A 24,529-nucleotide genomic window follows, 5' to 3' on the forward strand; every position below is an offset into this window, starting at 1 on the left:
GCTGAACCGCGCCGCCGGGGCGAGCTGGAGGCGTCCCTCGAAGATCGGGCCGAACGCCTCGAGGTTCATCGGGGGATGTGGGTGACCGAAGCTGCCGGTGGGTGTCCGGAGTGCCACGATACAATGGATCATTTAGGTAGATAGTTATGCTATATTTGCGGCTCGTGTGCAACAGTTCGATCCTCGCTCTATCGAACGAGGTCGAAGGGGATGAGCGGGCGGACTTGCCGGATGTCCGGCACTCGGCGCGCCGGTATACGGCCGCGTGCGAGATCGAGTCGGATGCCGCCGACGGCGTGCGCGAACCCGTTGCCCGCGTGGGCTCGCGCAGGCTGAGTGATCCGCTCGACCTGTCCGCGATCCCATTCTCCGTATGGCGCCCCACAGGCGAGCGCCCGGCCGCTTCACAATTGCTCGCCAGGGAGGCGTGAACAATGGCAATCGCGTTGACGAGTGAACACCGCGACCTCGCGGATGTCGCCGGAAGTCTGATAGAGAGCCGGGGCGGTACCGCCGCTGCGCGCCGAATCCTTCTCGATCCGCCGAGCGAATCCCGCTGGTGGGAAGACGACGCGCTGTGGAAAGAGATTGTTTCCACGGGGTGGCTCGGCCTGCATATCGACGAGCGGTTCGGGGGCCAGGGCTACGGGTTGCCCGAACTGGTCGTCGTCTGCGAGCAAATGGGCCGGTTCGCGATCGCCGGGCCGTTCCTGTCCACCGTCGCCGCGTCGGCCGTGATTGCCGAGGCGGGTAGTGACGAACAGCGGGCGCGGTGGCTTCCGAAACTGGTGAGCGGTGAGATGGTAGCCGCCATCGCGCCGGCGGCGGCTGCAACCCTGGAAGGGCGGACGCTGGCAGGGGGGAGGGTATCAGCCGGTTCGATCGCAGCTCTGGGGGAACCGGACTCCGACGTGATCCTCCTTCCGGTCGGCGACGACTTGATACTGCTGGAAGCCGGTGCTGGGATCACGACCCGGCGTAACGATTCGGTTGATCGGCTGATGACCGCAGTGACGGTAATCGAGCTGGACTCCGTGACGGTGGTCGATACTTTTTCCGGCGCGGCGGCCGCGTGCACGCGTCTGCTGCGGCTGCTCGCCAGCGCGGAGGCCGTCGGCGGATTGGCGGCGTGCACCGAGATGGCGACCGGGTATGCAACTGTCCGCAAGCAATTCGGTCGGGCTATCGGTTCGTTCCAGGCGGTCAAGCACCACTGCGCCAATATGCTCATAGATGCCGAGCTGGCAGCGGCCGTCACCTGGGATGCTGCGCGGGTTTCCGGCGAGCGGGCCGATCTGTCCGCGGCGCTGGCCGCCGGCCACAGCCTGACCGCCTACCAGCGGGTCGCGCTCGAGAACATCCAGGTGCACGGCGGTATCGCCTACACCTGGGAACACGACGCGCATCTCTATGTCCACCGGGCCGCGGTCCTGCATACGATTCTGGGTGGACAGGAAACCCTGTACGACGCGGTCGCAGGCCGGCAACTGGCCGGAGCCCGGCCCGTCCATGAGTTGGATCTGCCCGCCGAAGCTGAGCAGTACCGTCATGCGGCGCGCGAGTTCCGATCTCAGCTCGAGCGGGCCGAACAGTCCGAACAGCGCAATTTGTGGGCGAGAAGCGGATTTTTGCAGCCGCACTGGCCGAAGCCTTTCGGTCGCGGAGCGGACCCCGCCGAACAGCTGGTGATCGAGGAAGAGTTGGTAGGACTGGACCGGCCGAGCCTCGGCCTGGGCGAGTGGGTCGTGCCCACCCTGCTTCAGCACGGGACCCCCGAACAGATCGAACGTTGGGTGTGGCGCAGCCTCGAGGGGGAATTACGGTGGTGCCAGCTTTTCAGCGAACCAGGCGCGGGTTCGGATGCGGCGGCCGTGTCGACCAAGGCGGTTCGTGTCGACGGCGGATGGTCGATCACTGGCCAAAAGGTGTGGACCAGTAACGCGCGAGAGAGCAACCGGGGCTTGATCACTGTGCGCACCGACGCGAATGCGCCCAAGCATCAAGGGATTACCGCCATGGTCGTGGACATGGCGGCCACGGGAGTCGAAATTCGCCCGCTCAAAGAACTCACCGGTGAGGCGCTGTTCAACGAGGTGTTTTTCGAGAACGTGTTCGTCCCTGACGAGGACGTTGTGGGCCAGCCGAATGCCGGCTGGAAGGTGGTGATGGCCACCTTCGGTAACGAGCGGGTGACCATCGGCTCCGGATCGACGACGCTGACCGCCGTTGATCTGCTGCCCCTCCTCACCGAATACCGCCCGGACGACCGGGGATATGCGAGGGCGGTCGGTGAACTGCTGGTCGAGGAAAACGCCCTTGCCGCCGTGAACCTGCGGCAGACGGCGCGGGCCGTGTTCGCCACTGGACCGGGTATCGAAGGCAACCTGGCGAAGCTGTATGGAGCCGAACATCAGCAGCGCGTCACCGAGCTTGCTCTGCGTCTGGCAGGTCCGGCGGTCCTGACGGGCGGCGAAGCGAAGCTCGCCCACGACTTTCTCTACAGCCGCTGCCTGACAATCGCCGGCGGCACCAGCGAAATCATCAGAAATCTCATCGCTGAGCGGATTCTGGGCCTTCCCCGGGAACCTGCGCTCAGCAAATAGTGAGGAGTGGCGTCTTTCGGGTTCTCTGCTTGTATCGGTGGCTGCTCAGCCACCGATACAAGCAGCGGGATTCGGGCGGGCGCCGCCGCAAAGACCGAACGCCACCATCCCGAGGCCGATCAGGAGCGGGGTCGTGGGCAGCCGCGTCCCGGTCGGCAGCGATTGGTCGAGTTGATTGCCGGCGTGTTCGCGGATGAGATGACATCAGCCGCGGACACTGTCGTCTTCGCGAGAGACAGAGGCAGGGCCAGGACATCGCGCCCGTGAATGGATATCGGCGCCTACTCTCTTCTTGTTCGACTAGATGTTGCGGGTCATGACGTTGTAGTCGTTGCTTCGGTTTGATGCCGGTGGGTTGTTAGGGTGGCAGGGTGAGTTCTCCGGAGGCGTCCAGACGGTAGCCGCTCGGCCTGTGGGCTGGGCGGCGTTGTGAGTGTGTTTCCGCGCCGGTCGCTGAGCGATCGGTGCGGTTTGGGCACCTCGCAGCGCCGGGTGATGTCGATTCCTTGCAGTCGGGTGATGGTTCGCCCGATTCTGCAACTCATCCCGGGTGCCGTGAGTTTGGCTGCGGTGCCCTGTATCCGGGGAGTACTTTCTAATGCCCATTGTGGTGTTCGTGCTGGCTGTTGCGGTTTTCGCGCAGGGCACATCCGAATTCATGGTCTCGGGACTGCTGGAACGGATCGCGGTTGATGTCGGCGTTTCGCTCGGCACTGCGGGTTTATTGATCTCGCTGTTCGCGGCTGGCATGGTGCTGGGCGCGCCGGCCATGGCGGTGGCGGCGGGCCGGTTGCCCGTCAGGTACTCGGTCACAGCGTTCCTGGCGGTGTTCTGCGCCGCTCATGTCGTCGGGGCCTCGGCAACCGGGTTTGCGGTACTGCTGGTGACACGCGGTGTCGCGGCGGTCGCCAATGCCGGTTTCCTAGCGGTCGCGCTGGCCGCATTGCCAAGGTTGGTCGACCCGGCGAGGATCGGGCGCGCGACCTCGGTGGTGGTGTCCGGGGTGACGGTGGCCTGCATCGCCGGTGTCCCGGCAGGCACGCTGCTGGGATACCTCTGGGGTTGGCGTTCGGCGTTCTGGGCCGTCGCCGTCATCAGCGCAGCAGCGCTTGTGCCGGTGTGGGTGATGCTCGGTCGCGACGTGCGTGAGGGTGATGCACCGGACGAGCAAGCACCCTCGATGCGCCGCGAATGGTTGGTGTTGTGGCACCGGCCGGTTCTGACCGCCGTTGCGGCCGGGGTCCTGGTCAACGCCGCAACCTTCGCCGGATTCACCTATCTCGGCACCATCACGACCAGCATCGCCGGGGGTGGTCGGTGGGTTCCGGTGGTGCTGGCCCTGTTCGGTGTCGGCTCGTTTCTCGGTGTGACAGTCGCCGGTCGCTACAACGACCACCACCGGCGGCGGATCATCGTGGCTGGAACCGTCGTACTGGTCGGAGTCTGGCTCGCGGCTGCTGTGACCGCGCACTCGCTGATCTGGGTGATGGTTATGTCGATGGTGGCAGGCGCGGTCGCGTTCGGCGTGGGTTCGACCCTGATCGCGACGATCGTGCAGACCGCCACACCGATTGCTACGCGGATAGCGGGCGCGTTGGCGACCACTGCCCTCAACGTCGGTGCCATTGTCGGCCCCGTCATCGCCGGTCTGCTGGTCGACCGCACCGATCACCCGACCACGGCACTGTGGTGCAGCGCCGCCTTCACCACCGCGGCGGTGGGGGTCGCGGCGATCGGCAAGCGTCGGCGCGGCACAAGCCCGGTCGAGCAGGTGCGCGCCGATGCACGCTAGCGCTCCGTTGTCGGTGGAAGGGCGGCGACGACTGGTCCAGCGGTGCCAGGATCGCTGGACTTACACGGTTGCCATCGGACAACGGGTCTTGTTACCGGGCGAAAGATTCGGCCGCCAGCCAGCCGCCTACCCACCGGCGTCACGAACGTCACGGCCTCATACAACTAGAGGCCCGCGCGGGGTACGCGTTAGCCCTCGAGCACCGGGCTGGTCCCATATCGTCGCTGTGTGCGTCACGGTGTGTGCTGTTCAGCCTGGCAGCCGCGATCTGTGTCCGGATTGATCAGATCTGCTGTAATTCGCCAAAAGATCCCAGCGATCCAGCAGGACGTCCATGCCGTCGGTTCACCCCAGCTTCCAGCTTTCGACCCCGCCGGAAGGGCCGAGCCGACCCGGCGGCTTCCGTACAGTGCAGGCGACGCGATCGCCGACCTAGAAGGGTGCAAACAGGGTATTGATCGCGTGCGCATGCCGACGCGACCTCGCGGATGCGCGCAGGAGACCCGCCACGGGGAACAACTGAACAGACCAGCTTGAATAGTAATATTATTTACCCTATACTAACCCTGCCGTATGGTCGTGATTACCGCTGCATGAGGAGTTTTGATGAACCTGACGATGCTGTTGGAGATGGCTGCCGACGGTTTCGGCGATCGCGTGGTAATCGGCCGCCGCGCAGGCGGTTTTTCGGCGGCGGCCCTCAGGGCGGCGGCAATCAGCGGCGCAGCCGAGATCCGGCGCTCCGGCGCGGGGGCCGTCGTCTACCTCGCCGTGAATGGACCGGCCTTTCCCGTCGCGATGTTCGCTGCGGCTTATGCCGGGGTTCCGCTGGTGCCCCTGAACTTCCGCCTCGGCGCCGAGCAACTCGACGGACTACTCGCCAAGCACGAAAACGCCTATGTGATCGCAGATCCGAGCGCGCATCCGGCCGTCGCCCGGCATTCGGAGCACGTGGTGACAACCGATGAGTGGCTGAAGCGGACCGCCGTGGGCTCCGAGGCAAACGAGGAGTTCATCGACACCGATGGCCCCGCGGTCATCATTTACACTTCGGGAACCACCTCCGCCCCCAAGGGTGTCTTGCTGCGGCACGAGAATCTGACGTCCTACGTCATCGGCTCCGTCGAGTTCGGCACGGCAGATCCTGCGGATGCTTCTTTGGTAAGCGTGCCGCCCTACCACATCGCGGCGGTCGCAAATGTCATTACCAATCTGTACGCGGGACGGCGGCTGGTCGTTCTGGAACAGTTCCAGCCGAGTCAGTGGCTGGAACTGGTGAGGACGGAAGAGATCACGAACGCACTCGTCGTGCCGACCATGCTCGCCCGGATTATCGATTCCGACGCCGACAAGTCGGTGCCGTCGCTGCGAACGCTGGCGTACGGCGGCGCTCCGATGCCTCTGACCGTCATCAGTCGCGCGCTGGAAACCTGGCCATCGGTGGACTTCGTCAACGCCTACGGCCTCACCGAAACCAGCTCGACGATTTGCGTTCTGGGCCCCGACGATCACCGCGCGGCACTGAGTGGCACATCACCAGAGTTGCGTGAGCGGCTCTCGTCGGTCGGCCGCCCGGTGCCGGGTGTCGAGATCGTCATTCGAGGCGAGAATGGAGAGGCGCTTCCGCCTGGTGAACGCGGACGGATCTGCGTCAGGGGTCCCCAAGTGTCCGCTGAATACGACGGGCACGGCCGACTGGTCGACGAGGACGGGTACTTCGATACCCGCGACGAAGGATATCTCGATGCGGACGGCTACCTGTACGTCGGTGGTCGCCGTGACGACACCATCATCCGGGGCGCGGAGAACATTGCGCCCGCGGAAATCGAAGAAGTGCTCCTGCGGCATCCTGCCGTGGCCGACGCAGCCGTAATCGGCGTTCCGGATGAAGAATGGGGCCAACGGATTGTGGCTGCCGTCGTACCACGCGGCGCGAAGGACCCGGACCGTGAAGAGTTGCGGGGCTTCGTGCGTGCCGCCCTCCGCAGCAGCAAGACCCCGGACGACATCGCCGTTTGGGACGAACTCCCGCGCACGGAGACTGGCAAGCTGCTCCGCCGTGAGGTGGTCAGCCGGTTCCAGACCCGCACGGTCTGATCTACTGCGCAATGCCCCTGGGAACTCGTTTATCCCAGGGGCATTGCTTGTCCCGCCTTCGCTCCTGCGACAGTCGGAGCAGCCCCTCTTGCACAGGCGCCCTGATCTGTCGAGGATTTAACCGTGACAGAGCGCGCGGCCGCCACCGGCCGGCGGCCGACCCGACTTCGGCGGAGCCGACGGGCGGGCGTCGTGCTGGGTGAACTGGTGCCAGGCGCCGTGGCCGACACCGATTCGTGGATCTTCTGCGTCGATCAGCCGCATGTGCGGTTCAGTCCATGAAAAATAGTTCAATCATATATCTTAATGCTGTCGCACGTTAGCCTTCCGTAACGCGGCAGAGGGATCGCAACGATCCGGCACAGGAGGCGAGTGGAATGCGTGATGCGGTGATCGTGGAGGCCGTTCGGACTCCGGTGGGAAAGCGAAACGGCGGTCTGTCCGGAATCCATCCTGTGGACCTGTCTGCCCGGGTGTTGCAGGCTGTTGCCGAGCGGACCGGGGTGGACTCGGCGCTTGTCGACGATGTGGTGTGGGGATGCGTTGGCCAAGTAGGGGAGCAGGCTCTGGATATCGCCAGGAACGCGGTCCTCGCCGCGGGGTGGCCCGAATCGGTTCCGGGAGTGACTGTGGATCGCCAGTGCGGCTCGTCGCAACAGGCGCTGCATTTCGCGGCGGCGGGCGTCATCTCGGGTCAATAGACATCGCGATCGCCGGCGGTGTCGAGTCGATGAGTCGGGTGCCGATGGGGACCTCGGTCGCTGCCGGGTCGCCTTACAGCTCCGCGTTTCTGGCGCGGTACGACGGTATCCAGCCGAATCAAGGCACGGGCGCCGAGATGATCGCGGAGCGGTGGAACTTCTCGCGTGCCCAGGTCGACGAGTTCAGCCTCGCTTCTCATGAGAAGGCGGCGGCCGCGCAGGACGAGGGTCGATTCGATCAGCAGTTGGTGCCGATCACCGCGGCCGACGGCACTAAGGTGACGGCGGACGAGGGTGTCCGCCGTGGCGGTTCGGTCGAGACCTTGGGCAACCTCAAAACCGCGTTCAAACCCGATGGTGTTATTACTGCGGGTCATGCTTCGCAGATCAGCGACGGTGCGGCAGCGCTGTTGGTGACCACCAGTGAGAAGGCCAGGCAACTCGGCCTGAAGCCGCTGGCTAGAGTGCATACCGCCGTGCTGGCGGGTGACGACCCGGTGATCATGTTGACCGCGCCTATTCCTGCGACGAAGAAGGCGTTGGAGCGGAGCGGTTTGCGTATCGATGACATCGGCGCCTTCGAGGTGAACGAGGCTTTCGCGCCCGTGCCGATGGCCTGGCTGGCCGAAACCGGCGCCGACCCGAAAGCGCTCAATCCGAACGGCGGTGCCATCGCTCTAGGGCACCCCCTGGGTGGCAGCGGTGCACGGCTGATGACTACCCTGCTGCATCATATGCGTGACAACGGTATTCGGTACGGATTGCAGACGATGTGTGAGGGCGGCGGTCAGGCGAACGCGACCATTGTGGAACTACTGGGGTGATACCAACTGGATGCGAGGCTGAGTCGGGTGCTCGACGCGCTGTCGTGGATCCCACCAGCTTGCCGACCTTGTACTGGGATCGCCGTCCAGGCTCCCCGAGCGATATGTCATAATTAGCTAAATTATTGGTCCTGTAGAGGAGAGATGGTTCGATGAGTGATGTTGCCCTGGTAACCGGTGGTGCGGGTGGTCTCGGAGAGGCCACGGTGCGGCGGATCGTGGAAGACGGCGGAGCGGTGGTGATCGCGGACCTGTCCGACGATCGCGCCGAAAAACTGGCCGGCGAACTCGGGGCCAAGGCTCGGTATGTGCGTACCGATGTGACTGATGAGGCGAGTGTCCAGGCCGCGATCGATGTCGCCCGTCAGATGGGCACTTTCCGGCACGCCGTCGTCGCCCATGGCGGTTACGGAAAGCCGGAAAAGGTCGTTGGTCGTGGTGGTGCTCCGGCGACGCTCGAGCCGTTCACCAAGACGGTCGATCTTTACCTCACGGGCAGCTACAACGTGCTCCGGTTGGCGTCTGCCGCCATCGCGCAGAACGAGCCCGACAGCGACGGGCAGCGTGGTGCGGTGGTTATGACGGCCAGCATCGCTGCCTTCGAGGGGCAGATCGGCCAGATCGCGTATTCCGCCGCCAAGGCGGGTGTAGTGGGAATGACTCTGGTTGCGGCCCGCGATCTGGGGCCGCTCGGGATCCGGGTGTGCACGGTCGCGCCGGGCACCATGCGAACGCCGATCATGGAATCCGTCGGTGAGGAAGCCCTCAAAGCCTTCGCGGCGAATATCCCGAACCCGCAGCGATTGGGTAAACCGGAGGAATACGCAGCGCTTGTGCAGCACATTCTCACGAACCCTTACCTCAACGGTGAGACTATCCGTATCGACGGTGCTCAGCGTTTCACCCCGCGGTAAACAGTTCCGCCGAGTGCTGACGGACTCGCCCGCGTCGCAGACCTTCAATGAGGTGAACGACGCGGGCGAGTCCGCGTTCGGGTAAGTCTCGTCAGTTGACCAGCGCCGGCAAGCGTTCGGTGATGATCTTCGTGGCATCATCGATGATCGTGGCGACCACATCGGCGCAATCGGCGATCTCGTGGATCAGCCCCTGGGCCATGCTCGCCCACCACAGGCCGCCTTCTATGTCGCCCGCGCCGAGGACGTTGGCGCGACCACGTGCGCCGGAAGCGAGGGCGGCGACATCGGAGAAGGTGGCACCCGGCCGCTTCGAAATCTCTGCGATCTGCTCGGAGATGCTGTTGCGGGCCACGCGTGCCGAGTTCCGGAACTCGCGGAAGACGAGCAGTGTGTCGCGCTCGGTATTGGCGACAATCTGCTGTTTGACGTTGTTGTGGATGGGCGCCTCCGTGGTCGCCATGAAGCGAGTCCCCATATTTACGCCGTCGGCACCCAGCGCGAGTGCGGCGGCCAGCCCGGCGCCATTTGCGATACCGCCGGAGGCTATCACCGGAATATCGAGTCGGGCGACCGCGGCCGGAATGAGGATCAGGCCTGGGACGTCGTCTTCTCCGGGGTGGCCCGCGCATTCGAAGCCATCGATACTGATTACATCGACGCCTTTGCGAGCGGCCGAGACGGCGTGCCGGACGCTGGTGGCCTTGTGGATCACCTTCACCCCGGCCGCGTGAAAGTCCGGCAGGTGCGGTGCAGGGTCCGACCCTGCGGTTTCCACTACAGTGACGCCGGACTCGATGATCGCGGCTCGGTACTCGTCATACGGAACAGGATCGATCGTCGGCAATATCGTGAGATTTACGCCGAAGGGCCGGTCTGTCAGCTCCCGTGTCCGGGCGATCTCTTTCGCCAGGTCTTCCGGACTCGGCTGGGTGAGCGCAGTGAGAAAGCCCAGGGCGCCGGCCTCGGCAACAGCCGAGATCAGTGGTGCAGTGCCCAAGCCTGTCATGCCACCGCAGACCAGTGGATGCTCGATGCCGAACATCTCGGTGATCCGGGTACTGATCATCGTGTTACCTCTTCGCGCTCTTCGTGACCTCAGGTCGTCAATAAGTCAGTTTATTGTACTTAATCGAGCGCGGTTTGTTACGTCCGCGGATATGGCCTTCGGCGGTCGCCGCTGAGGTGCTACTCGTCACATCGGCGGCCCCCGGCTGTTCGTCGGGCTGGTTTCACCTCGACCGCGTTGTGCGCGCTTCGCCTATCGGGCGAATTCCGATCTCGTCGGCGGTACTCGTACCGTAGGATAAGGTGATTGATTTAACCTTCAGTCGACGGCAGTCACGACCCCGCTGGTCGAAGGTATCGAATAATATGTGGCAACGGCTTCTATGGACCGGAGGGGACGTATGACCGCGATGCCCGATTCGACCGTCGTCCGAGTACCCAAGGCCGGTGAGATGGTCGCGGCGCATGTCCGTCGCCAAATCGTGACCGGCGCCCTGAAGGTTGGTGACGCGCTGCCCTCTGAAGCCGCTTTGATGGAGCGATACGGTATCTCGCGTCCGACGCTTCGCGAAGCCTTTCGCATTCTCGAGTCGGAGCGGGTCATCACAGTCCGGCGTGGTGCGCGCGGGGGCGCGCGGGTCATGCTCCCCGATGCTGGAACCGCGGGTCGATATGTCGGAACGTTGTTGCAGTACATGGGCGCAACGCTGGCGGACGTCTACGAGGCCCGAATGATGGTCGAGGCGTCGGCTGTCGAGATGGTCGCACGGAAACGCACCGCCGCTGGGCTCGGCCGGCTGGAGGCGATGCTGGTCGAGGGCGAGCAATTGCTTGATGATCCTGAGGAATACATACGTCGACATGATCTCGAGTTTCACCGGTTGCTAGCGGAACTGGCCGGAAACGAGACGACGATGGTTATGCTCGACATCTTGTTCTCGATACTCGAGTGCCATAATGAGAAGGTTTTGCAGGAGCACCGAGACGAGGCGGAAAGCTCGGCGACATGCCTGGCGGCTCAGCGTTCTCATGCCAAGCTCATCGACCTGATCCGAGCGAAGGACGCCGATAAGGCAGTCAGTTTCTGGCGGCGGCACCTGACTCAGGTCACCGAGCTCATGATCAGCGATCCCGGGGAAACGGTCCTTGATGTACTTCCCTGAATAGGGGGGCCTGACCGGCTCTTTCCCCTTCGGGGAGCACCGAGGCGGGTCGCGCGGGTGGAACAACCTTTGTCGGCCAGCACCCGCACGAACGCGGTGCAGTCATTGATGTTGCCGCCGGTCAGCACAATCGACACCGGACGACCGCCCCCATCGCAGCCCAGGTGGATCTTTGTGGTGAGGCCGCCACGGGACCGGCCAATCGCGCGATCAGCCGGTTCGTCGTGATCTCCGTAAAATCCGACTCCCGCCGACATGCACGACCCGGGCTCCGGCAGCATGCTGGTGCACCCGGAGGTGACAGGTTCTGTCACGCGGCTCGACTTGCCGGTGGGGTCATGATTGTCTCGTATTCGATCGGCGTCAAGCGGCCGAGAGCAGAGTGCCGACGGCGTCGGTGGTAGGGTTCGTTCGATCCGGGTGACAATCTTCAGGCGCAGGACACTAGGCGCGGAAGCGGGTGACCAACCGGGTACCGCTCGCGTCTTCGTTGATCTCGCGCAGCACAAGGTAATTCACGCCGTGCCAGGCCCGGCGATTCCACTTGCCGAATGAGATGCGGGTTCCCGGACCGCCGGTGGCCGCCGGTACTGCCTTGACCTTCTCCATTCCGCGCATGACCCCCAGTGGTGTCAGGCTGGCGGCTTTGCCGATCCCGGTGGCCAGGCCGAGGCCGCAGTCGTAGGCCAAGGTGGGCACGCAGTTGTCCTGCCGGTAGCCGAAGCGCTCGGCGAACCGCGCCTGCATGGCCTGTGTTACCGGGTTCGCCTCGTCGTACTGGTCCACGCCGATCCAGCCGCGAAGGTCGCGCATCCACCCGGGGATGCAGTAGCACAGGATGAATGCGGTGCACATGTAGCGCGGCGGGTTCCACCCGGCCGCGGTGAACGCGGCATTCATCTCGATCCCGGGTAAACCGAATCCGAAGTAGGCCACCGCGTCGGGCTTGCGGGCCATCAGGTTGGCCACTGTCACGCTCATGTCGCGGTCGACCTGACCGACGCCCTCGCTGTGCACGATCTCCAGGCCCTCCCGGCGACACGCGTCGGCGAAGTACTCGGTGTAGCCGTAGCCTGGTGCGGCCCGCTCGAACACCACACCGACAGTTTTGAGTCCGCGGTCGGCGATCGCCTCGGCGATCAGGTAGGGCTCTTCGGGAAGTGAGCCGTTACCGAACCCGAAGACTTCGGGTCCGGGGGATTCCCGCCGCAGGTCGCCGAGGAGGCGCCCTTCGCGGTGATGACCACCCTAATGGGCACCACGTCGATGATGGCGTGCGCCGATCTGCTGTTCTCGCCGGTGTTCCACAAGCACCCGAACTTGAAGGTGGCGTTTTCCGAGGGCGGAATCGGCTGGATCCCATATCTGATCGAACGTGCCGACTACGTGTGGCGCAAGCACAAGTACTACCAGAACATCCATCCCACTGTGCAGCCCTCGGATTTGTTCCGCCGCAACATCTCCGGATGTTTCATCGAGGACGACTTCGGGGTCAAGAGCCGCTACGAGACCGGCGTCGACAACATCACCTGGGAGTGCGACTACCCGCATTCCGACTCGTTTTGGCCCAAGAGCCGGGCCAGGGCCGAGGAGGTCTTCGCCGACGTCCCCGACGACGAGGTGCACAAGATGGTGGAGTTGAACACTCGACGCATCTACAACTTCCCGGAGGCTGGCTACACCGCTCACACGGCCGACGCCGGAAATCCCTGGCGGCCCAACAACGGTGAACCGGCCGACGCCTCGGATACCTGGCTGCAGGGTCAGCAGCACGGCGACACCGCCGAGATCAAGAAATCCCTCGGCGACCTGTTCACCGGCAGCAAGGCGTAGGTGCCCGGCATCTGGTCCGCCCGGCGGGCGGACCAGATCACCGGACCTCCTACGGGCTCGGCTTTACCATGACGGTCGAGCCCGCCGGGGACACCGCTACGGCACCGTCATGATCGACCTCGGAACACGGCGACCGGTCGACCTCATCGACGGCCGGGATGGTGATGCTCTGGCGGCATGGCTCCGTGCCAGGCCTCTGCCGCAGATCATCTGCCGCGACCGGGTCGGCGGCGCTCGGCAGGGAGCCCCGGACGCACTACAGGTCGCCGACCGGTTTCACCTGGGCAGAATCTTGGGCAGGTCGTCGAGAGCCATCGGTCGTGAGCTGGGCTTGCATCCTGCCACGGCGCGCAAGTTCGCGGGCGCCGCAACGGTCGATCCGCTGGTCGCGAAGAACCAGCAGCGCTCAACCGTCCTCGATGGCTACCACGAACATCTGCACCGTCGCTGGAACGATGGCATCCGCAACGCCGCCCAACCCACCCGCGAGATCGCCGAAATGGGCTATCCCGGCACCGAACAGCAGGTCCAACGCTACCTGCGCCGATACCGCGCCAGCACAAGCCAAATCGCGATTCCCGCACCCTGGCCCCCATCGGTTCGCAAGCACTTCGACCGTGGTGCCGCTCGCCGGCGATGGTGGGATCGGGCCGTGGCGAGCCGGCGGTGAGGTAGTTGGCCGTGCGTAATGAGACAGATTATTGATCTGTTAAGATCCGGTTGCGCTCGAGGGGGCTGCGGGCGCGTATGACTGGCACGCCGGTTCCGGTACTCGAGTCTGTGGCGCCCGCATGACTCTCCTCCTGCCGGCTGCTCAGGCGGACTGCGTGCCCTGGCGGCTACAACGGGCGATGCGCGTTGTTCTGATCTACCGGACAAGGAAGTTGATCAACCATGGATATGACGTCTCTCGATGTCGGTGTGGGACTGTTGCGGGTTGTGGGGGGCCTGACGATGGCTGCACACGGTTATCAAAAATTCTTCTCGGGTGGGCGGATCGCCGGTACGGCGCGCTGGTTCGACGGCATGGGCATGCGGCCGGGGCGAGTGCACGCTTTGTCTGCTGCCTCTGTCGAAATCATCGCCGGGCTGTTCCTCGCGATCGGAATGCTCACACCGTTCGCCGGTGCCGCATTCGTCGCGTTGATGCTGGTCGCGGCCTATACCGTGCACCGCGCAAACGGATTCTTCAGTGTGAATTCGGGTTGGGAATACAACTTGGTTCTCGCGGTGCTCGGCGCATCGGTCGCCATCACGGGGCCGGGCCAGATCTCAGTGGATCATCTACTGGGACTGGACGATACGCTGGCCGGTGTGCCGGGAGGGCTGATCGCGTTGGTGGGTGGTGTCGCGGCCGGGCTGGCGCAGCTGGTGATCTTCTATCGCCCGCCGCGGGAAGTAGCGGCGCAGAGCTGAGCTCGGACTGCCCGCGGTGAACAGCTGCAATTCACGTGTTGCCATTGCGCCCACTCCGGTGAGGTTGACGACACCTCTCGATGCTTCGACTCGAGGAGGTGCCGGAACCGGAGTTCCGGCCTGGTGCAGCCTGGATCCAGGTGGCGTGGGCCGTGTGGCCCGCTCACCGAGCCTGGTCACGGCATTGCTGTAACAGTCTTTCTGTCCACGGATCTCGGTCCGCCGCGCTCGCCGGGGTGAGCGCGGCGGACTAAGGAAGGCGTTGCATGGGAGACGAACATCTAGTCGCAGTTGTTTCCCAGTAGTACCGCGCGCATAAGTGCATGAACTCGGGCGAGGCTCTCTGGGCGGCGGTCGAAGCGCAGGCGATGGCCGACGTCGACTACTTGGGCGATGGCGGCGTGCACGCGGAAGCGGGCCTCGGTCGGCTCGTCGTCGAGAAGGCTCGCCCACTCCAGGACGTTTTGGCGTTGCACCGCGAGCAGCCGACGTTGTTCGGCCGCAGGAAGATTCGAGAATTCCGCGAAGTAAACGGGCAGGATCTCCGGCATGGCGAAGTTGACTCGGGCGAAGCGGTCGGCGATACGTAGTGCGGCATCGGCGCGGCTGCTCGCCTCGGCCAATGCCTCGGCGTTGGCAATGGCTATCCGCTCGCCGGTGCGGTGGAAGGCCGCCGCCAACAGTTCGGACTTGCTGGGAAAGTAACGGTACACACTGGAGGCGTTGATCCCGACGGCCGCGCCGATTTCCTCGATGCTCGCCTCGTGATAGCCCTGGCGGCCGAAGCTGCGGATCGCCTCGGTGAGCAGCCGCTCACGTTTGGAGCTTTGCGGCAGGCCGCGCACCGGTATCTCGGCTGCGGGTCGCGGGGGCGCGGGCGGCAGTTCAGTGTGCAGGATCGACCAGCAGATGTCCTGCAGTAGATCAACCAGAGTGGCACGCGGCAAGGCGGCGCGGTGCAGGGTGATACTGCCGATGGTGCTGAGCATCCCGGTTCCTATGATTGCTACGTCGTTCGGGTCCACGTCGGGATGTACTTCGGCGATGGCCGATTCCACCGTCGCTTGCAGTTCGTCGTAAATCAGCCGGATACGGCGGCGGTCGTCGCCCTCTAGATAACGCCGCTCCCACCGATACAGCCCGCCCTCGCGGCGTACGTCGACAACGTGGGCGGCGAGTGTGCGGATGAGCGTGATGATGCGGGCTTCGGGTGCGAGACCTGGATCGTCGGTGGCCTGCGCGGCGTCCAGCAGTAGCTGTGCACCGCCCTCGGTGGCGGCCACGAGTAACGCGTACTTACTGCGGAAGTGGCGGTACAGGGCAGGGCCGGAAATGCCGACCTCGGCTGCGATCTCGTTGACACCGACCGGATGAAAACCGCGCTCGCTGAATGCACGCGACGCCGCGCGCACGATCTGCGCTTTCCGGTCCTTGGGCCTGCGTCGAACTCTCGTGCCGTCTGCTTGCGCGGAAGCGAGGCCGGACTTGGAATCTGCGACCATGCACCTCTCCTCTTCGTGCGGGCCGCATACCGACAGCGCCACGCTGGCCAATAGAGTTGACCGCAATCTAATAGTTTAACGATTCAGCGTTTTAGTGCGTATCTGGGTGCCTTGACGGAGACCGCGACGGTTCGTCATCACCGAGCCCCGATGACAGCTTCCATCTGGCGGCGGGCTCGATATCTCGACTCTGATCGGGCACTGCCGGGAACGGGCTGGCCGACTTCGAAGTGCCGCAGTAGGTGACCGTGGTGGGCGAGCCGTTGCCACGCAACGCGGGCGGCAAACTGCTCAAAGCCGCGTTGCGGGTACGGAGGATGTGGGGCGATCCCCTCCGGAGAGAACCGCGACGCTGACCGGCGGTGCCGGTGCTCGGTCGTTTCGGGCCGGTGTGGCGGGGGTACTGCCGCCTCATGGGTTTCGAATCGGCGAATATCGTGGACTTTCCGCGGGCGGACGTCTTCGAATGGTTCACCCGGCCCGGTGCGCTGACCAGGCTGGCGCCGCCGTGGCAACCGGTGCGGGTGGTCCGTGAGGCGGGATCGCTGAAGGACGGGCGCGCCGAACTGGCACTGCCCGGCAACCTGCGCTGGGTGGCCCGCCACGATCCGGCCGCCTACGATCCGCCGCATCGTTTCGCCGACGAACTCGTCGCCGAGGGCCCCGCCTCGGCCTTCGCGCATGTGGTGCGGTGGCGCCATACCCACGGCTTCGAAGCAGTCGACGCGGGACGCACCCGAATCGTCGACGAGGTGGATACGCCCGTGCCCGCCGCGCTGCTGCGGCCCATGTTCGAATACCGCCACCGGCAGCTGGCCGGTGATCTGGCGGCCCACGCCCGGGCCGCCGAGAACGGCCTGCGGTCGTCGACCATCGCGATCACCGGCGCCTCGGGACTCGTCGGGACCGCACTGACCGCCTTTCTGCGAACCGGCGGGCACCGGGTGATCCGGCTGGTGCGCGGGCCCGCGCGCGAACGCGACGAGCGGCAGTGGGATCCGGCCGCTCCCGCTGCCGACCTCCTGGACGGGGTGGACGCGCTGATACATCTGGCCGGGGCGCCGATCGCGGGCCGGTTCACCGACGAGCACAAACGCCGCGTGCGCGACAGCCGCGTGGAGCCCACACGCGCGCTCGCGGAGCTGGCCGCGCGGACCGGATTGCCGACCTTCGTCGGTGCTTCGGCGATCGGCTACTACGGCTACGACTGCGGTGATCGCTTGCTCACCGAGGACAGTCCGGCCGGTGACGGATATCTGGCCGAGGTGGTCTCGGCCTGGGAGGACGCCGATCGGCCCGCCCGCGAGGCCGGGGTGCGGGTGGTGCGGGTGCGGACCGGTTTGGTGCAGTCGCCGGCCGGCGGGCTGCTGCGCTTGTTGCGGCCGTTGTTCAGCGCCGGATTGGGCGGACCGATCGCCGGTGGGCGGCAATGGATGTCGTGGATCGGCATCGACGACATGATCGACATCTACCATCGCGCGCTGTGGGACGCCGCCCTGTCCGGTCCGGCGAACGCGGTGGCACCGCATCCGGTCCGCAATGCCGAATACACCCGCACGCTGGCCCGCGTAGTCAGGCGGCCCGCGATACTTCCGGTGCCGCAGGCCGGTCCGGCGCTGCTGCTGGGCGGGCAGGGCGCGCGGGAGTTGGCCGCGGCGAGTCAGCGGGTGGAGCCGTCCCGGCTGCTGGCCACCGGCCATCACTTCCGCACCGACCGTCTCGAACCAGCGCTACGGCACGTGCTGGGCCGGCTCGAGGCGCCGGGGGAGTAGACCGCCTCACCCCACCCAGAGCAGTCCGAGGACGGCCGCGCAGCCGAACACCAGCCACGCTGCGTAGTCGCCCAGGTGGCCACTGTGCAGCCGGTGCAGTCCCTGCCGCACCGCCCTCACCGAGGCCGGTCGAGAATCGTTGTTGCCCAGCCTGTTTCGCAGGTGGATGCCGAGTAGGGCCAGCGCCATCGCGGCCCCGGCGGACACCACGCCGAGGATCGTCGCGTGCAGCGTCCAGCTCGGATCCGGCGCGGACTGCGCCGAGACGACTCCCGACAACGCCCGTTCTCGATAACCGATCCCATCGCAGAATTGCGCGGCCGCCGCCACCTCACGGCCGAATCGCCCCGGAAGTCCGCTCAGCACACCGGCACCCAACAGCGCGAACACCGCGGCGAGCATCGTCACCGGAATGCGGCCGGAAGGGGTGTCGGCAGCCGACACCGCGATCACGAGCGCGGTCAGCGGTACCGAATGCGCCGACTCCTCCAGTAGGTTGCCGGTGCGGTGTCGGTGACCGATCGGCCAGGCCGAGTTCGCCGAACTCGCGCCACCGGTTCACCCACTTCGAGGCGCATTGGCGTGAGATGCCCATCTCCGCGGCGACGTGCGCGATTGGGCGGGACTGGCAGCGGTGCACGAGGCGGCGACGCCCCTCGATCGACAACGGGGCATGACGGTGAGACACGGCGGGTCTTTCTGGCTGGCGGATGCAGGGATTGGCGTTTCTCATCCTCCCCGCCGAAAGACCCGCCCCTCACCTCACACCCCGCACACCGTCACCAACCTCATGACCCACAACAGCTAGCAATGCCAGCACCGTCGCCACGATCAGGTAGTCGGGGCGGTGGGCGGCGAGGCTGATGGTGATCAGCGCCAGCACCGTGACCGTTCCGACCATCTGCATTCCGACCAGCCGGTGGGCCGCGCTACCGCGTGCGGACAACCAGATTCCGGGCGGCAGGGCGCCCGCCAGCAGTGCGATCGAGGCGACGGTCCACATCAGCGTCGCCGGTCCGGGTCGCGGATCGCGCGCTGCAGCGCGGACTCGGGTAGCGGCAGGGTGTGCAGCCTGATCCGGGAATGTTCGGGGCCGAGTAGACCACCAGGGAACCGGGTGTCGCCGAGAGCAGAATCGTCGCGGCCGCTTCCGGTCCGTCGCGCTGTGCTGTCGAACCGGTTGCGGGCAAGGGTAATTCGGTGAACCGGCCGACCGGTCGCCGGCCGCGCGCCACCAGGGCGAGCGCTCCGGCGCCATCTCGCACCACGGTGAGGGCGGTGCGCGCCACCCACCGGGGCAGCTGGGCCGGGGGTCGCCACCGTCCCCCGGCCGCACGTCGCGCCGCGCACGCGGCGACCGCGCACAGCAGGGCCAGCACCGCGGCGGCGATCAACTCCTCCCACGCCGCGACCGTCACGGTGGCTTGCCAGATCAGCACACAGATCAGCCACCAGGCCACCGCCTCCACCACGACACCGCCGCGCCGCATCCGCACCTCCTCCTCGGGGCCGCACCGCAATGGCGCCTACCCGCTCGGCCTGCGGATATCCGGCGATGTCGCCGCCAACCGCGGACCGCCGCCCGCTCCCTTCCCGGCAGACGTTTGGTTCCCCGGACGCCCGGGTATCGGCGACGATGAGCGGAAAAATGCGAGACGCGCCTGCGGGGCGGAAGGAGAGGACGTGTCCTTGAGCGAGTGGATTTCGCCATCGGCGGACCCGGCGCCTGCGGGTTCGGTCGTCGGCGTGCGAGTACTCGCACAAGCGCGCCAGTTGCTCATGCTGCGCGCTCTGGCCGAAACGGTCGCTTTGATGGCCGAATTCGCGCTCGACGAGGTGACCGATATCCGGGTGGCGTTGGACGAGATCGCCACCGCGCTGATCGAATGCGCCGTGCCCGGATCGTCGATCGAATGCGGTTTCGGCTACGACGGCGACCGGATGTCGGTCGCGGTGACGGCGGTGGCGGTCACTCCGGAGGCGCTGCACCAGGACGGACTCGGCTGGCATGTGCTGACCTCCATCACCGACTCGCTCGAGGCCGCCACCGCACCCTTCGATTCGGAGGTGGCCGGATATCCGGTGACGGTCGAATTCCGGCGGTTGCGCCGGCACGGCATCACCGCCTGAATATCACCACCAGGGTCGCGGCGAGGGCCCGGCAATCGCCCTGCCGGGCCCTCTGGTTGCACGCCGACCCGAATTTCAGCTCGCCGGAGTCAATTCCCGCATGGGGGTATCGAGTTCGCTGCGATAGAAGTCGATGAATCCTTCCGGATCGGGCGCGGCGTTCTGCATCACCAGATGGTCGAATCCCGCATCCACATATTGCTGCGCGACTTCCAGATAGCGTTTCGGATCGGAACCGCAGGCGAATCGCTCGAGAATATCGTCGCGCCGCACGGTAGTGGTCGCCGCGGCGAAATTCACCGGATTCGGCAACTCGCTCATTACCTTCCATCCCGTGAGCGCCCAGCGGGTGGTGTCCAATGCGGCCTGCGCCGCGGTCTGTTCGTCGGGGGCCCAGGCCATTCCGACTTCGGCGTAACCGCTGCCGCGCCCGCCGGTGCCGCGATAGGTGTCCACGATCTGCGCTTCGGGGTCGGTCGCGAACAGCCCGTCGCCGAGTTCGGCGGCAAGTCGGGCGGCGGTCGATTGTCGGCTACCCGCCCCCGCGGTCCGCAACCGTATGTGGACGGTCTGTACAGACCGCTGTGTCTTTGTTAGAACTGTGACAGCGGGATTTGCCTCGAGAAGGCGGGGCACCGAACATGTCGATTTCGCCTGGGAGATCGCACATGAAGTCGAAAGCCACATTCCGAATCGATCATCACCGATCACTTCCCGTCCCGGGTCGCGCTGAGGCCCGCCTCAGTGCGGTGATGCGCACGCACGGATCGGCTGTCGTCCTGTCGGTGCGCGGTGAGGCGGATGCCTGGACCCTCGATGATTGGCGCCGCCTCGTTCACGAGGGAGCGGCGGTGGCCGCATCCCGCGACGGGCCGCTGGTCGTGGACACCGGCGGTATGGACTTCCTGGGGTGGCGCGCCCTGCGGGCATTGGCCGAGGAGGCCGCCGAGCGGCGCGGGCGTGGTGGCGCGATATGCCTGGTCAGTCGCTCGCCGACGATCGCGCGGATGGCGGCGGTGGATCCGCTGACAGCCGAATTGGCCATCCATGCCACTGTGGTCGCCGCCTTGAGCAGCCTGCCCGCCCCGCCCGCGGCCGCGAACTGAGCCCAACACAATCGTTGTCGGACGCGCCAGATCGTCGTAGCGTCGCTGGGGTGAGTGTTCCTCAGCATCTGCCCGCCACCGCGGGCGAACTGCGCGCCGCCGGTTATCAGCCGCGCGGGGTGAAATCCGAAATCCGCGAGAATCTTCTCGCCGCACTGCGATCCGGGACCGATCCGTGGCCCGGCATCGTCGGCTTCGACCGCACCGTCGTTCCGCAACTGGAGCGGGCGCTGCTCGCCGGTCACGACGTGGTCCTGCTCGGCGAGCGCGGCCAGGGTAAGACCCGGCTGCTGCGCACCCTGGTGGGGTTGCTCGACGAATGGACGCCGGTGATCGACGGCGCCGAACTCGGCGAACATCCGCTGGCGCCGATCAGCCCGGCGGGCCGGCGACTCGCGGCCGAACTGGGCGACGACCTGCCGGTGGCGTGGCGTCACCGCAGCGAACGCTATGCCGAGAAGCTCGCCACCCCCGACACCTCGGTCGGCGACCTGATCGGCGATGTCGACCCGGTGAAGGTGGCCGAGGGCCGCAGCCTGGGCGATCCTGAAACCATCCACTTCGGACTGGTCCCGCGCGCCCACCGCGGCATAGTCGCCATCAACGAATTGCCCGACCTCGCCGAACGGATCCAGGTCGCGCTGCTGAACGTGATGGAGGAGCGCGACATCCAGGTGCGCGGTTACACGCTGCGGCTGCCGCTGGACGTGCTGCTGGTCGCCACCGCCAATCCGGAGGACTACACCAACCGCGGCCGCATCATCACTCCGCTCAAGGACCGGTTCGGCGCCGAGATCCGCACCCACTATCCGCTCGACGTGGAGGCCGAGACCGCGCTGGTGCGCCAGGAGGCCGAGCTGGTCGCCGAGGTCGGCGATCCGCTGCTCGAGGTTCTGGCCCGTTTCGTGCGCCAGCTGCGGGAATCGCCGGCCGTCGATCAGCGCTCCGGCGTCTCGGCGCGCTTCGCGGTGGCGGCGGCGGAAACCGTGGCGGCCGCCGCACTGCGCCGGACCGCGCTGACCGGTGAACATCCCGCCGTCGCCCGGCCGGTGGATCTGGAGTCGGTACCCGCGGTGCTGCGTGGCAAAGTGGAATTCGAATCCGGCGAGGAGGGCCGCGAAACCGAGCACCTCATCCATCTGCTGCGGCGCGCCTTCGCCGAGACGGCACGCCGGCGGCTGGCCGGGGTGGACCTGCGGCCGCTGGCCGAGGCGGTGAGTGCCGGCCATCCGGTCACCACCGGCGAACGGGTACCGGGCCAGGAGGTGCTCTCAGCGCTGCCTGAGCTGCCGGTGCTGGCCCGGGTGGCCGAGCGACTCGGCACCGAGTCGACCGATTCGCCGGCGCGTATCGCCGCGGCCGTCGAATTCGCTTTGGAGTCACTGTATTTGAGTCGCCAGCTGGCCAAGGACTCCGACGACGGCACAGCGACCTACGGCTCATGACGACCCCCGACCGCTACTCCTACGGCGCCTATCACGATGGTCCCGACCCACTGGCGCCGCCGGTCGATCTACGGGAGGCGCTGGACTCCATCGGCCGCGACGTGATGGACGGCAGCTCCCCGCGCACCGCCCTGGAGGAGCTGCTGCGCCGCGGCACCGGCCGCACGGCCGGACTGGACGAGCTGACCCGGCGGTTGTGGCAGCGCCGTGCCCAGCTCACCCGGCGGCACCGCCTCGACGGCACCTTGCAGCAGGTGCGGGAACTGCTCGATCAGGCGTTGGAGGCCGAACGTACCGCGCTGTTCCCCGACCCGGGCGATGATGCCCGCTTCGCCGAGGCTCAACTCGACGCGCTCCCGTCGAGTACTGCCGCCGCGGTGACCGAACTCGCCGACTACCAATGGCGCTCGGAGACCGGGCGCGCCAACTACGAGCAGATACGGGAACTGCTCGGCCGCGAACTGCTCGACTCCCGCTTCCAGGGGATGAAGCAGGCGCTCGAGAACGCCACGCCCGAGGATGTCGAGCGCGTGCGGCAGATGATGTCGGATCTGAACCAGCTGCTCGCGGCGCACGCCCGCGGTGAGAACACCGAGCGGCAGTTCGCGGAGTTCATGGCCGAACACGGCGAGTTCTTTCCCGAAAACCCCCGCAACACAGAGGAATTGATCGACACGCTGGCCGCGCGTGCGGCCGCCGCGCAGCGGATGATGAATTCGCTCTCGCCGCAGCAGCAGGCGGAGTTGAGCGAACTGATCGGCCAGGCCTTCGGTGATCCGCGTATCGCTGAACAGGTTTCGGCGCTGGATGCCGCGCTGCGCGCGCTGCGCCCCGGCGAGGACTGGGATTCGGGACAGCGGTTCCGGGGCCAGGACCCGCTCGGTCTCGGCGAGGGCGCACAGGCGATGCAGGATCTGGCCGAAATGGACGCACTGGCCGAACAACTCGGCCAGTCCTATCCCGGCGCCCGGCTCGAGGACATCGACCTCGACGCCCTCGCCCGACAGCTCGGTGCCGACGCCGCCGTCGACGCCGCGCGGCTGGCCGAGCTGGAACGCGAACTGCGCCGCCAGGGCCTGTTCGAACGCGCGCCCGACGGGTCGCTTCGCTTGACGCCCAAGGCGTTACGACGCCTCGGCGAGGTGGCGTTGCGCGATGTGATCGGGCGGTTGCGCGCTCAGCGTGGACAGCGGGAGACGGTGACGGCCGGTGCGGCCGGCGAACCGACGGGCGCGACGCGGCCGTGGCGCTTCGGCGACACCGAACCCTGGGATGTGTCGAAGACCGTGCGCAACGCGGTTCTTCGGTCGGCGTCGACGGGTAGCCGCCGGGTGTCGCTGTCGGTCTCGGATGTCGAGATCACCGAAACCGATCAGCGGTCCCGCGCGGCCGTGGCCCTGTGCGTCGACACGTCGTGGTCGATGGTGCAGGACGGACGCTGGCTGCCGATGAAGCGGACCGCCCTGGCTTTGCATCAGCTGATCAGTACCCGATTCCGTTCCGACGCACTGGAAGTGGTGACCTTCGGCCGCCATGCCACCACCGTCGACATCGCGGAACTGACCGGTCTGGAAGCTGTCTGGGAACAGGGCACCAACCTGCACCATGCCCTGTTGCTCGCCGCCCGCCACCTGCGCCGCCACCCCGACGCGGTGCCGGTGGTCCTGGTGATCACCGACGGTGAACCCACCGCCCACCTGGAACCCGACGGCAGCTCGTATTTCAACTGGCCGCCCGACTCCCGGACCCTCGCGGTCACCATGGCCCAGGTCGATGTCCTCGCGAAGCTCGGTGCGTCGGTCTCGGTGTTCATCCTCGGCGAAAACCCCAGGCTCGCCGCGTTCGTCGACCTGATGGCCCGCCGCAGCGGCGGCCGTGTCATCGCCCCGGATCTGGACGGCCTGGGTGCGGCGGTGGTGTCCGACTACCTGAGTGGGCGGCGCCGATAGCGTCGGTGTCGGCGTGCTGCTGCCGCGTGTGCTCGTTCAGCTGAACCGGGATCCGCTGCTCGCAGGCGATCTGTTTCCGGGTGAGGTGCTGGTCGCAGCCCTGCGAGTCGACCGGAAACAGCGGGAGCGGGATCGCGTCGCTCGTTCGGATACGGCGCGTCGTCGACAGGGTGCGAGACCTGGGCGGTCTGACTCAGCACCGCGCACGCGCTCACCCGCGACGGGTGAAGCGCCGCCCGGGGTCCCAGGCGTGAACTGGTCGGCGTAGTGCGGT

General features: G+C 66.3%; 22 protein-coding genes and 4 pseudogenes. 16 read left to right on the forward strand and 10 right to left on the reverse strand.

The window, feature by feature from the left end:
- The first annotated feature begins 164 nt into the window (after window positions 1-164).
- The 6 genes and pseudogenes from C5E41_RS02690 (at window position 165) to C5E41_RS02715 (ending at window position 8,931) form a co-directional block, all read left to right on the forward strand.
- Window positions 165-431: a hypothetical protein gene (locus C5E41_RS02690; RefSeq protein ID WP_146097446.1), complete on the forward strand. Its 267-nt coding sequence runs from the start codon at window positions 165-167 to the stop codon at window positions 429-431.
- Between the two features lie 3 nt (window positions 432-434).
- Window positions 435-2,603 (forward strand): acyl-CoA dehydrogenase, encoded by a 2,169-nt coding sequence (locus C5E41_RS02695; RefSeq protein ID WP_181063064.1) that lies wholly within the window; start codon window positions 435-437, stop codon window positions 2,601-2,603.
- A 598-nt stretch (window positions 2,604-3,201) separates the two neighbouring features.
- Complete coding sequence (locus C5E41_RS02700; protein ID WP_104374268.1) at window positions 3,202-4,395, forward strand: Cmx/CmrA family chloramphenicol efflux MFS transporter; 1,194 nt, start codon at window positions 3,202-3,204, stop codon at window positions 4,393-4,395.
- A 606-nt stretch (window positions 4,396-5,001) separates the two neighbouring features.
- The gene (locus tag C5E41_RS02705) at window positions 5,002-6,492 is read left to right on the forward strand and encodes a class I adenylate-forming enzyme family protein (RefSeq protein ID WP_104374269.1); all 1,491 of its coding nucleotides are present in this window, start codon (window positions 5,002-5,004) and stop codon (window positions 6,490-6,492) included.
- Between the two features lie 377 nt (window positions 6,493-6,869).
- A pseudogene (locus C5E41_RS02710) lies at window positions 6,870-8,017 on the forward strand (thiolase family protein).
- 152 nt (window positions 8,018-8,169) lie between these two features.
- Entirely contained in the window at window positions 8,170-8,931 is a 762-nt protein-coding gene (locus C5E41_RS02715) for an SDR family NAD(P)-dependent oxidoreductase (RefSeq protein WP_104374270.1), read from the forward strand.
- Between the two features lie 91 nt (window positions 8,932-9,022).
- Here C5E41_RS02715 and C5E41_RS02720 read toward each other — a convergent pair whose 3' ends face one another.
- Window positions 9,023-10,000 carry an NAD(P)H-dependent flavin oxidoreductase gene (locus C5E41_RS02720; protein ID WP_104374271.1) on the reverse strand — a complete coding sequence of 326 codons (978 nt, stop codon included), beginning with the start codon at window positions 9,998-10,000 and terminating at the stop codon, window positions 9,023-9,025.
- A gap of 340 nt (window positions 10,001-10,340) precedes the next feature.
- On the opposite strand from C5E41_RS02720, the gene C5E41_RS02725 reads away from it, so the two are divergent.
- The gene (locus tag C5E41_RS02725; RefSeq protein ID WP_104374504.1) at window positions 10,341-11,102 is read left to right on the forward strand and encodes a FadR/GntR family transcriptional regulator; all 762 of its coding nucleotides are present in this window, start codon (window positions 10,341-10,343) and stop codon (window positions 11,100-11,102) included.
- A 65-nt stretch (window positions 11,103-11,167) separates the two neighbouring features.
- Here C5E41_RS02725 and C5E41_RS02730 read toward each other — a convergent pair.
- The 3 genes and pseudogenes from C5E41_RS02730 to C5E41_RS02735 form a co-directional block, all read right to left on the reverse strand.
- A pseudogene (locus tag C5E41_RS02730) lies at window positions 11,168-11,308 on the reverse strand (IS5-like element ISNeu3 family transposase); the annotation flags it as partial.
- A 104-nt stretch (window positions 11,309-11,412) separates the two neighbouring features.
- Window positions 11,413-11,542: pseudogene (locus C5E41_RS33165) on the reverse strand (IS3 family transposase); the annotation flags it as partial.
- A 4-nt stretch (window positions 11,543-11,546) separates the two neighbouring features.
- On the reverse strand, window positions 11,547-12,314 hold the full coding sequence (locus tag C5E41_RS02735; RefSeq protein WP_104374272.1) for an ABC transporter substrate-binding protein: 768 nt from the start codon (window positions 12,312-12,314) through the stop codon (window positions 11,547-11,549).
- A gap of 27 nt (window positions 12,315-12,341) precedes the next feature.
- On the opposite strand from C5E41_RS02735, the gene C5E41_RS02740 reads away from it, so the two are divergent.
- From C5E41_RS02740 to C5E41_RS02750, 3 genes are all read left to right on the forward strand, one after another.
- A complete protein-coding gene (locus C5E41_RS02740) occupies window positions 12,342-12,935 on the forward strand; it encodes an amidohydrolase family protein (RefSeq protein ID WP_104374273.1) in 594 nt (197 codons plus the stop codon).
- A gap of 109 nt (window positions 12,936-13,044) precedes the next feature.
- On the forward strand, window positions 13,045-13,605 hold the full coding sequence (locus tag C5E41_RS02745) for a hypothetical protein (RefSeq protein WP_104374274.1): 561 nt from the start codon (window positions 13,045-13,047) through the stop codon (window positions 13,603-13,605).
- 230 nt (window positions 13,606-13,835) lie between these two features.
- Window positions 13,836-14,351 (forward strand): DoxX family protein, encoded by a 516-nt coding sequence (locus C5E41_RS02750; protein ID WP_104374505.1) that lies wholly within the window; start codon window positions 13,836-13,838, stop codon window positions 14,349-14,351.
- Window positions 14,352-14,632: 281 nt separating this feature from the next.
- Here the strand turns inward: C5E41_RS02750 and C5E41_RS02755 are convergent, their stop codons facing one another.
- Window positions 14,633-15,895 carry a TetR/AcrR family transcriptional regulator gene (locus C5E41_RS02755; protein WP_439956530.1) on the reverse strand — a complete coding sequence of 421 codons (1,263 nt, stop codon included), beginning with the start codon at window positions 15,893-15,895 and terminating at the stop codon, window positions 14,633-14,635.
- A gap of 371 nt (window positions 15,896-16,266) precedes the next feature.
- On the opposite strand from C5E41_RS02755, the gene C5E41_RS02760 reads away from it, so the two are divergent.
- Window positions 16,267-17,625, forward strand: coding sequence for a TIGR01777 family oxidoreductase (locus tag C5E41_RS02760; protein WP_104374276.1), 1,359 nt, complete (start codon window positions 16,267-16,269; stop codon window positions 17,623-17,625).
- A gap of 6 nt (window positions 17,626-17,631) precedes the next feature.
- Here the strand turns inward: C5E41_RS02760 and C5E41_RS02765 are convergent, their stop codons facing one another.
- From C5E41_RS02765 to C5E41_RS02780, 4 genes and pseudogenes are all read right to left on the reverse strand, one after another.
- Window positions 17,632-18,069, reverse strand: a complete 438-nt coding sequence (locus tag C5E41_RS02765; RefSeq protein WP_181063065.1) for a hypothetical protein — start codon at window positions 18,067-18,069, stop codon at window positions 17,632-17,634.
- 49 nt (window positions 18,070-18,118) lie between these two features.
- Window positions 18,119-18,313, reverse strand: a pseudogene (locus tag C5E41_RS02770) (helix-turn-helix domain-containing protein); the annotation flags it as partial.
- A gap of 69 nt (window positions 18,314-18,382) precedes the next feature.
- Window positions 18,383-18,571, reverse strand: a complete 189-nt coding sequence (locus C5E41_RS02775) for an MrpF/PhaF family protein (protein ID WP_258080691.1) — start codon at window positions 18,569-18,571, stop codon at window positions 18,383-18,385.
- Window positions 18,555-19,115, reverse strand: a complete 561-nt coding sequence (locus tag C5E41_RS02780; protein ID WP_146097448.1) for a hypothetical protein — start codon at window positions 19,113-19,115, stop codon at window positions 18,555-18,557. The genes C5E41_RS02775 and C5E41_RS02780 overlap by 17 nt, the downstream gene beginning before the upstream one ends.
- 193 nt (window positions 19,116-19,308) lie before the next feature.
- On the opposite strand from C5E41_RS02780, the gene C5E41_RS02785 reads away from it, so the two are divergent.
- Window positions 19,309-19,755, forward strand: a complete 447-nt coding sequence (locus tag C5E41_RS02785; protein WP_258080692.1) for an ATP-binding protein — start codon at window positions 19,309-19,311, stop codon at window positions 19,753-19,755.
- A 75-nt stretch (window positions 19,756-19,830) separates the two neighbouring features.
- Here C5E41_RS02785 and C5E41_RS02790 read toward each other — a convergent pair whose 3' ends face one another.
- Complete coding sequence (locus tag C5E41_RS02790; RefSeq protein ID WP_258080693.1) at window positions 19,831-20,310, reverse strand: hypothetical protein; 480 nt, start codon at window positions 20,308-20,310, stop codon at window positions 19,831-19,833.
- Window positions 20,311-20,507: 197 nt separating this feature from the next.
- Here C5E41_RS02790 and C5E41_RS02795 point away from each other — a divergent pair, with 197 nt between their 5' ends.
- The 4 genes from C5E41_RS02795 to C5E41_RS35875 are packed head-to-tail and all read left to right on the forward strand — an operon-like array spanning window position 20,508 to window position 24,523.
- Entirely contained in the window at window positions 20,508-20,861 is a 354-nt protein-coding gene (locus C5E41_RS02795) for an STAS domain-containing protein (protein WP_146097449.1), read from the forward strand.
- Between the two features lie 50 nt (window positions 20,862-20,911).
- Window positions 20,912-22,306, forward strand: a complete 1,395-nt coding sequence (locus C5E41_RS02800) for an ATP-binding protein (protein ID WP_104374282.1) — start codon at window positions 20,912-20,914, stop codon at window positions 22,304-22,306.
- Window positions 22,303-24,255: a VWA domain-containing protein gene (locus tag C5E41_RS02805; RefSeq protein ID WP_104374283.1), complete on the forward strand. Its 1,953-nt coding sequence runs from the start codon at window positions 22,303-22,305 to the stop codon at window positions 24,253-24,255. Before C5E41_RS02800 ends, C5E41_RS02805 begins: the two co-directional genes overlap by 4 nt.
- 13 nt (window positions 24,256-24,268) lie before the next feature.
- Window positions 24,269-24,523, forward strand: a complete 255-nt coding sequence (locus C5E41_RS35875) for a hypothetical protein (RefSeq protein ID WP_368854133.1) — start codon at window positions 24,269-24,271, stop codon at window positions 24,521-24,523.
- Window positions 24,524-24,529: the final 6 nt, after the last annotated feature.

Origin of the sequence: Nocardia nova, assembly GCF_002933465.1 — a bacterium.
Lineage (GTDB): Bacteria > Actinomycetota > Actinomycetes > Mycobacteriales > Mycobacteriaceae > Nocardia > Nocardia nova_B.

Excerpts from the sequence above, each read along its gene's own strand:
- C5E41_RS02760 (WP_104374276.1), top strand. The coding sequence starts at position 16,267 with ATGGGTTTCGAATCGGCGAATATCGTGGACTTTCCGCGGGCGGACGTC.
- C5E41_RS02700 (WP_104374268.1), top strand. The coding sequence starts at position 3,202 with ATGCCCATTGTGGTGTTCGTGCTGGCTGTTGCGGTTTTCGCGCAGGGC.
- C5E41_RS02795 (WP_146097449.1), top strand. The coding sequence starts at position 20,508 with ATGCGCACGCACGGATCGGCTGTCGTCCTGTCGGTGCGCGGTGAGGCG.
- C5E41_RS02780 (WP_146097448.1), bottom strand. The coding sequence starts at position 19,115 with ATGCGGCGCGGCGGTGTCGTGGTGGAGGCGGTGGCCTGGTGGCTGATC.
- C5E41_RS02720 (WP_104374271.1), bottom strand. The coding sequence starts at position 10,000 with ATGATCAGTACCCGGATCACCGAGATGTTCGGCATCGAGCATCCACTG.
- C5E41_RS02805 (WP_104374283.1), top strand. The coding sequence starts at position 22,303 with ATGACGACCCCCGACCGCTACTCCTACGGCGCCTATCACGATGGTCCC.
- C5E41_RS02740 (WP_104374273.1), top strand. The coding sequence starts at position 12,342 with ATGACCACCCTAATGGGCACCACGTCGATGATGGCGTGCGCCGATCTG.
- C5E41_RS02695 (WP_181063064.1), top strand. The coding sequence starts at position 435 with ATGGCAATCGCGTTGACGAGTGAACACCGCGACCTCGCGGATGTCGCC.
- C5E41_RS02715 (WP_104374270.1), top strand. The coding sequence starts at position 8,170 with ATGAGTGATGTTGCCCTGGTAACCGGTGGTGCGGGTGGTCTCGGAGAG.
- C5E41_RS02750 (WP_104374505.1), top strand. The coding sequence starts at position 13,836 with ATGACGTCTCTCGATGTCGGTGTGGGACTGTTGCGGGTTGTGGGGGGC.
- C5E41_RS02725 (WP_104374504.1), top strand. The coding sequence starts at position 10,341 with ATGACCGCGATGCCCGATTCGACCGTCGTCCGAGTACCCAAGGCCGGT.
- C5E41_RS02745 (WP_104374274.1), top strand. The coding sequence starts at position 13,045 with ATGATCGACCTCGGAACACGGCGACCGGTCGACCTCATCGACGGCCGG.
- C5E41_RS02705 (WP_104374269.1), top strand. The coding sequence starts at position 5,002 with ATGAACCTGACGATGCTGTTGGAGATGGCTGCCGACGGTTTCGGCGAT.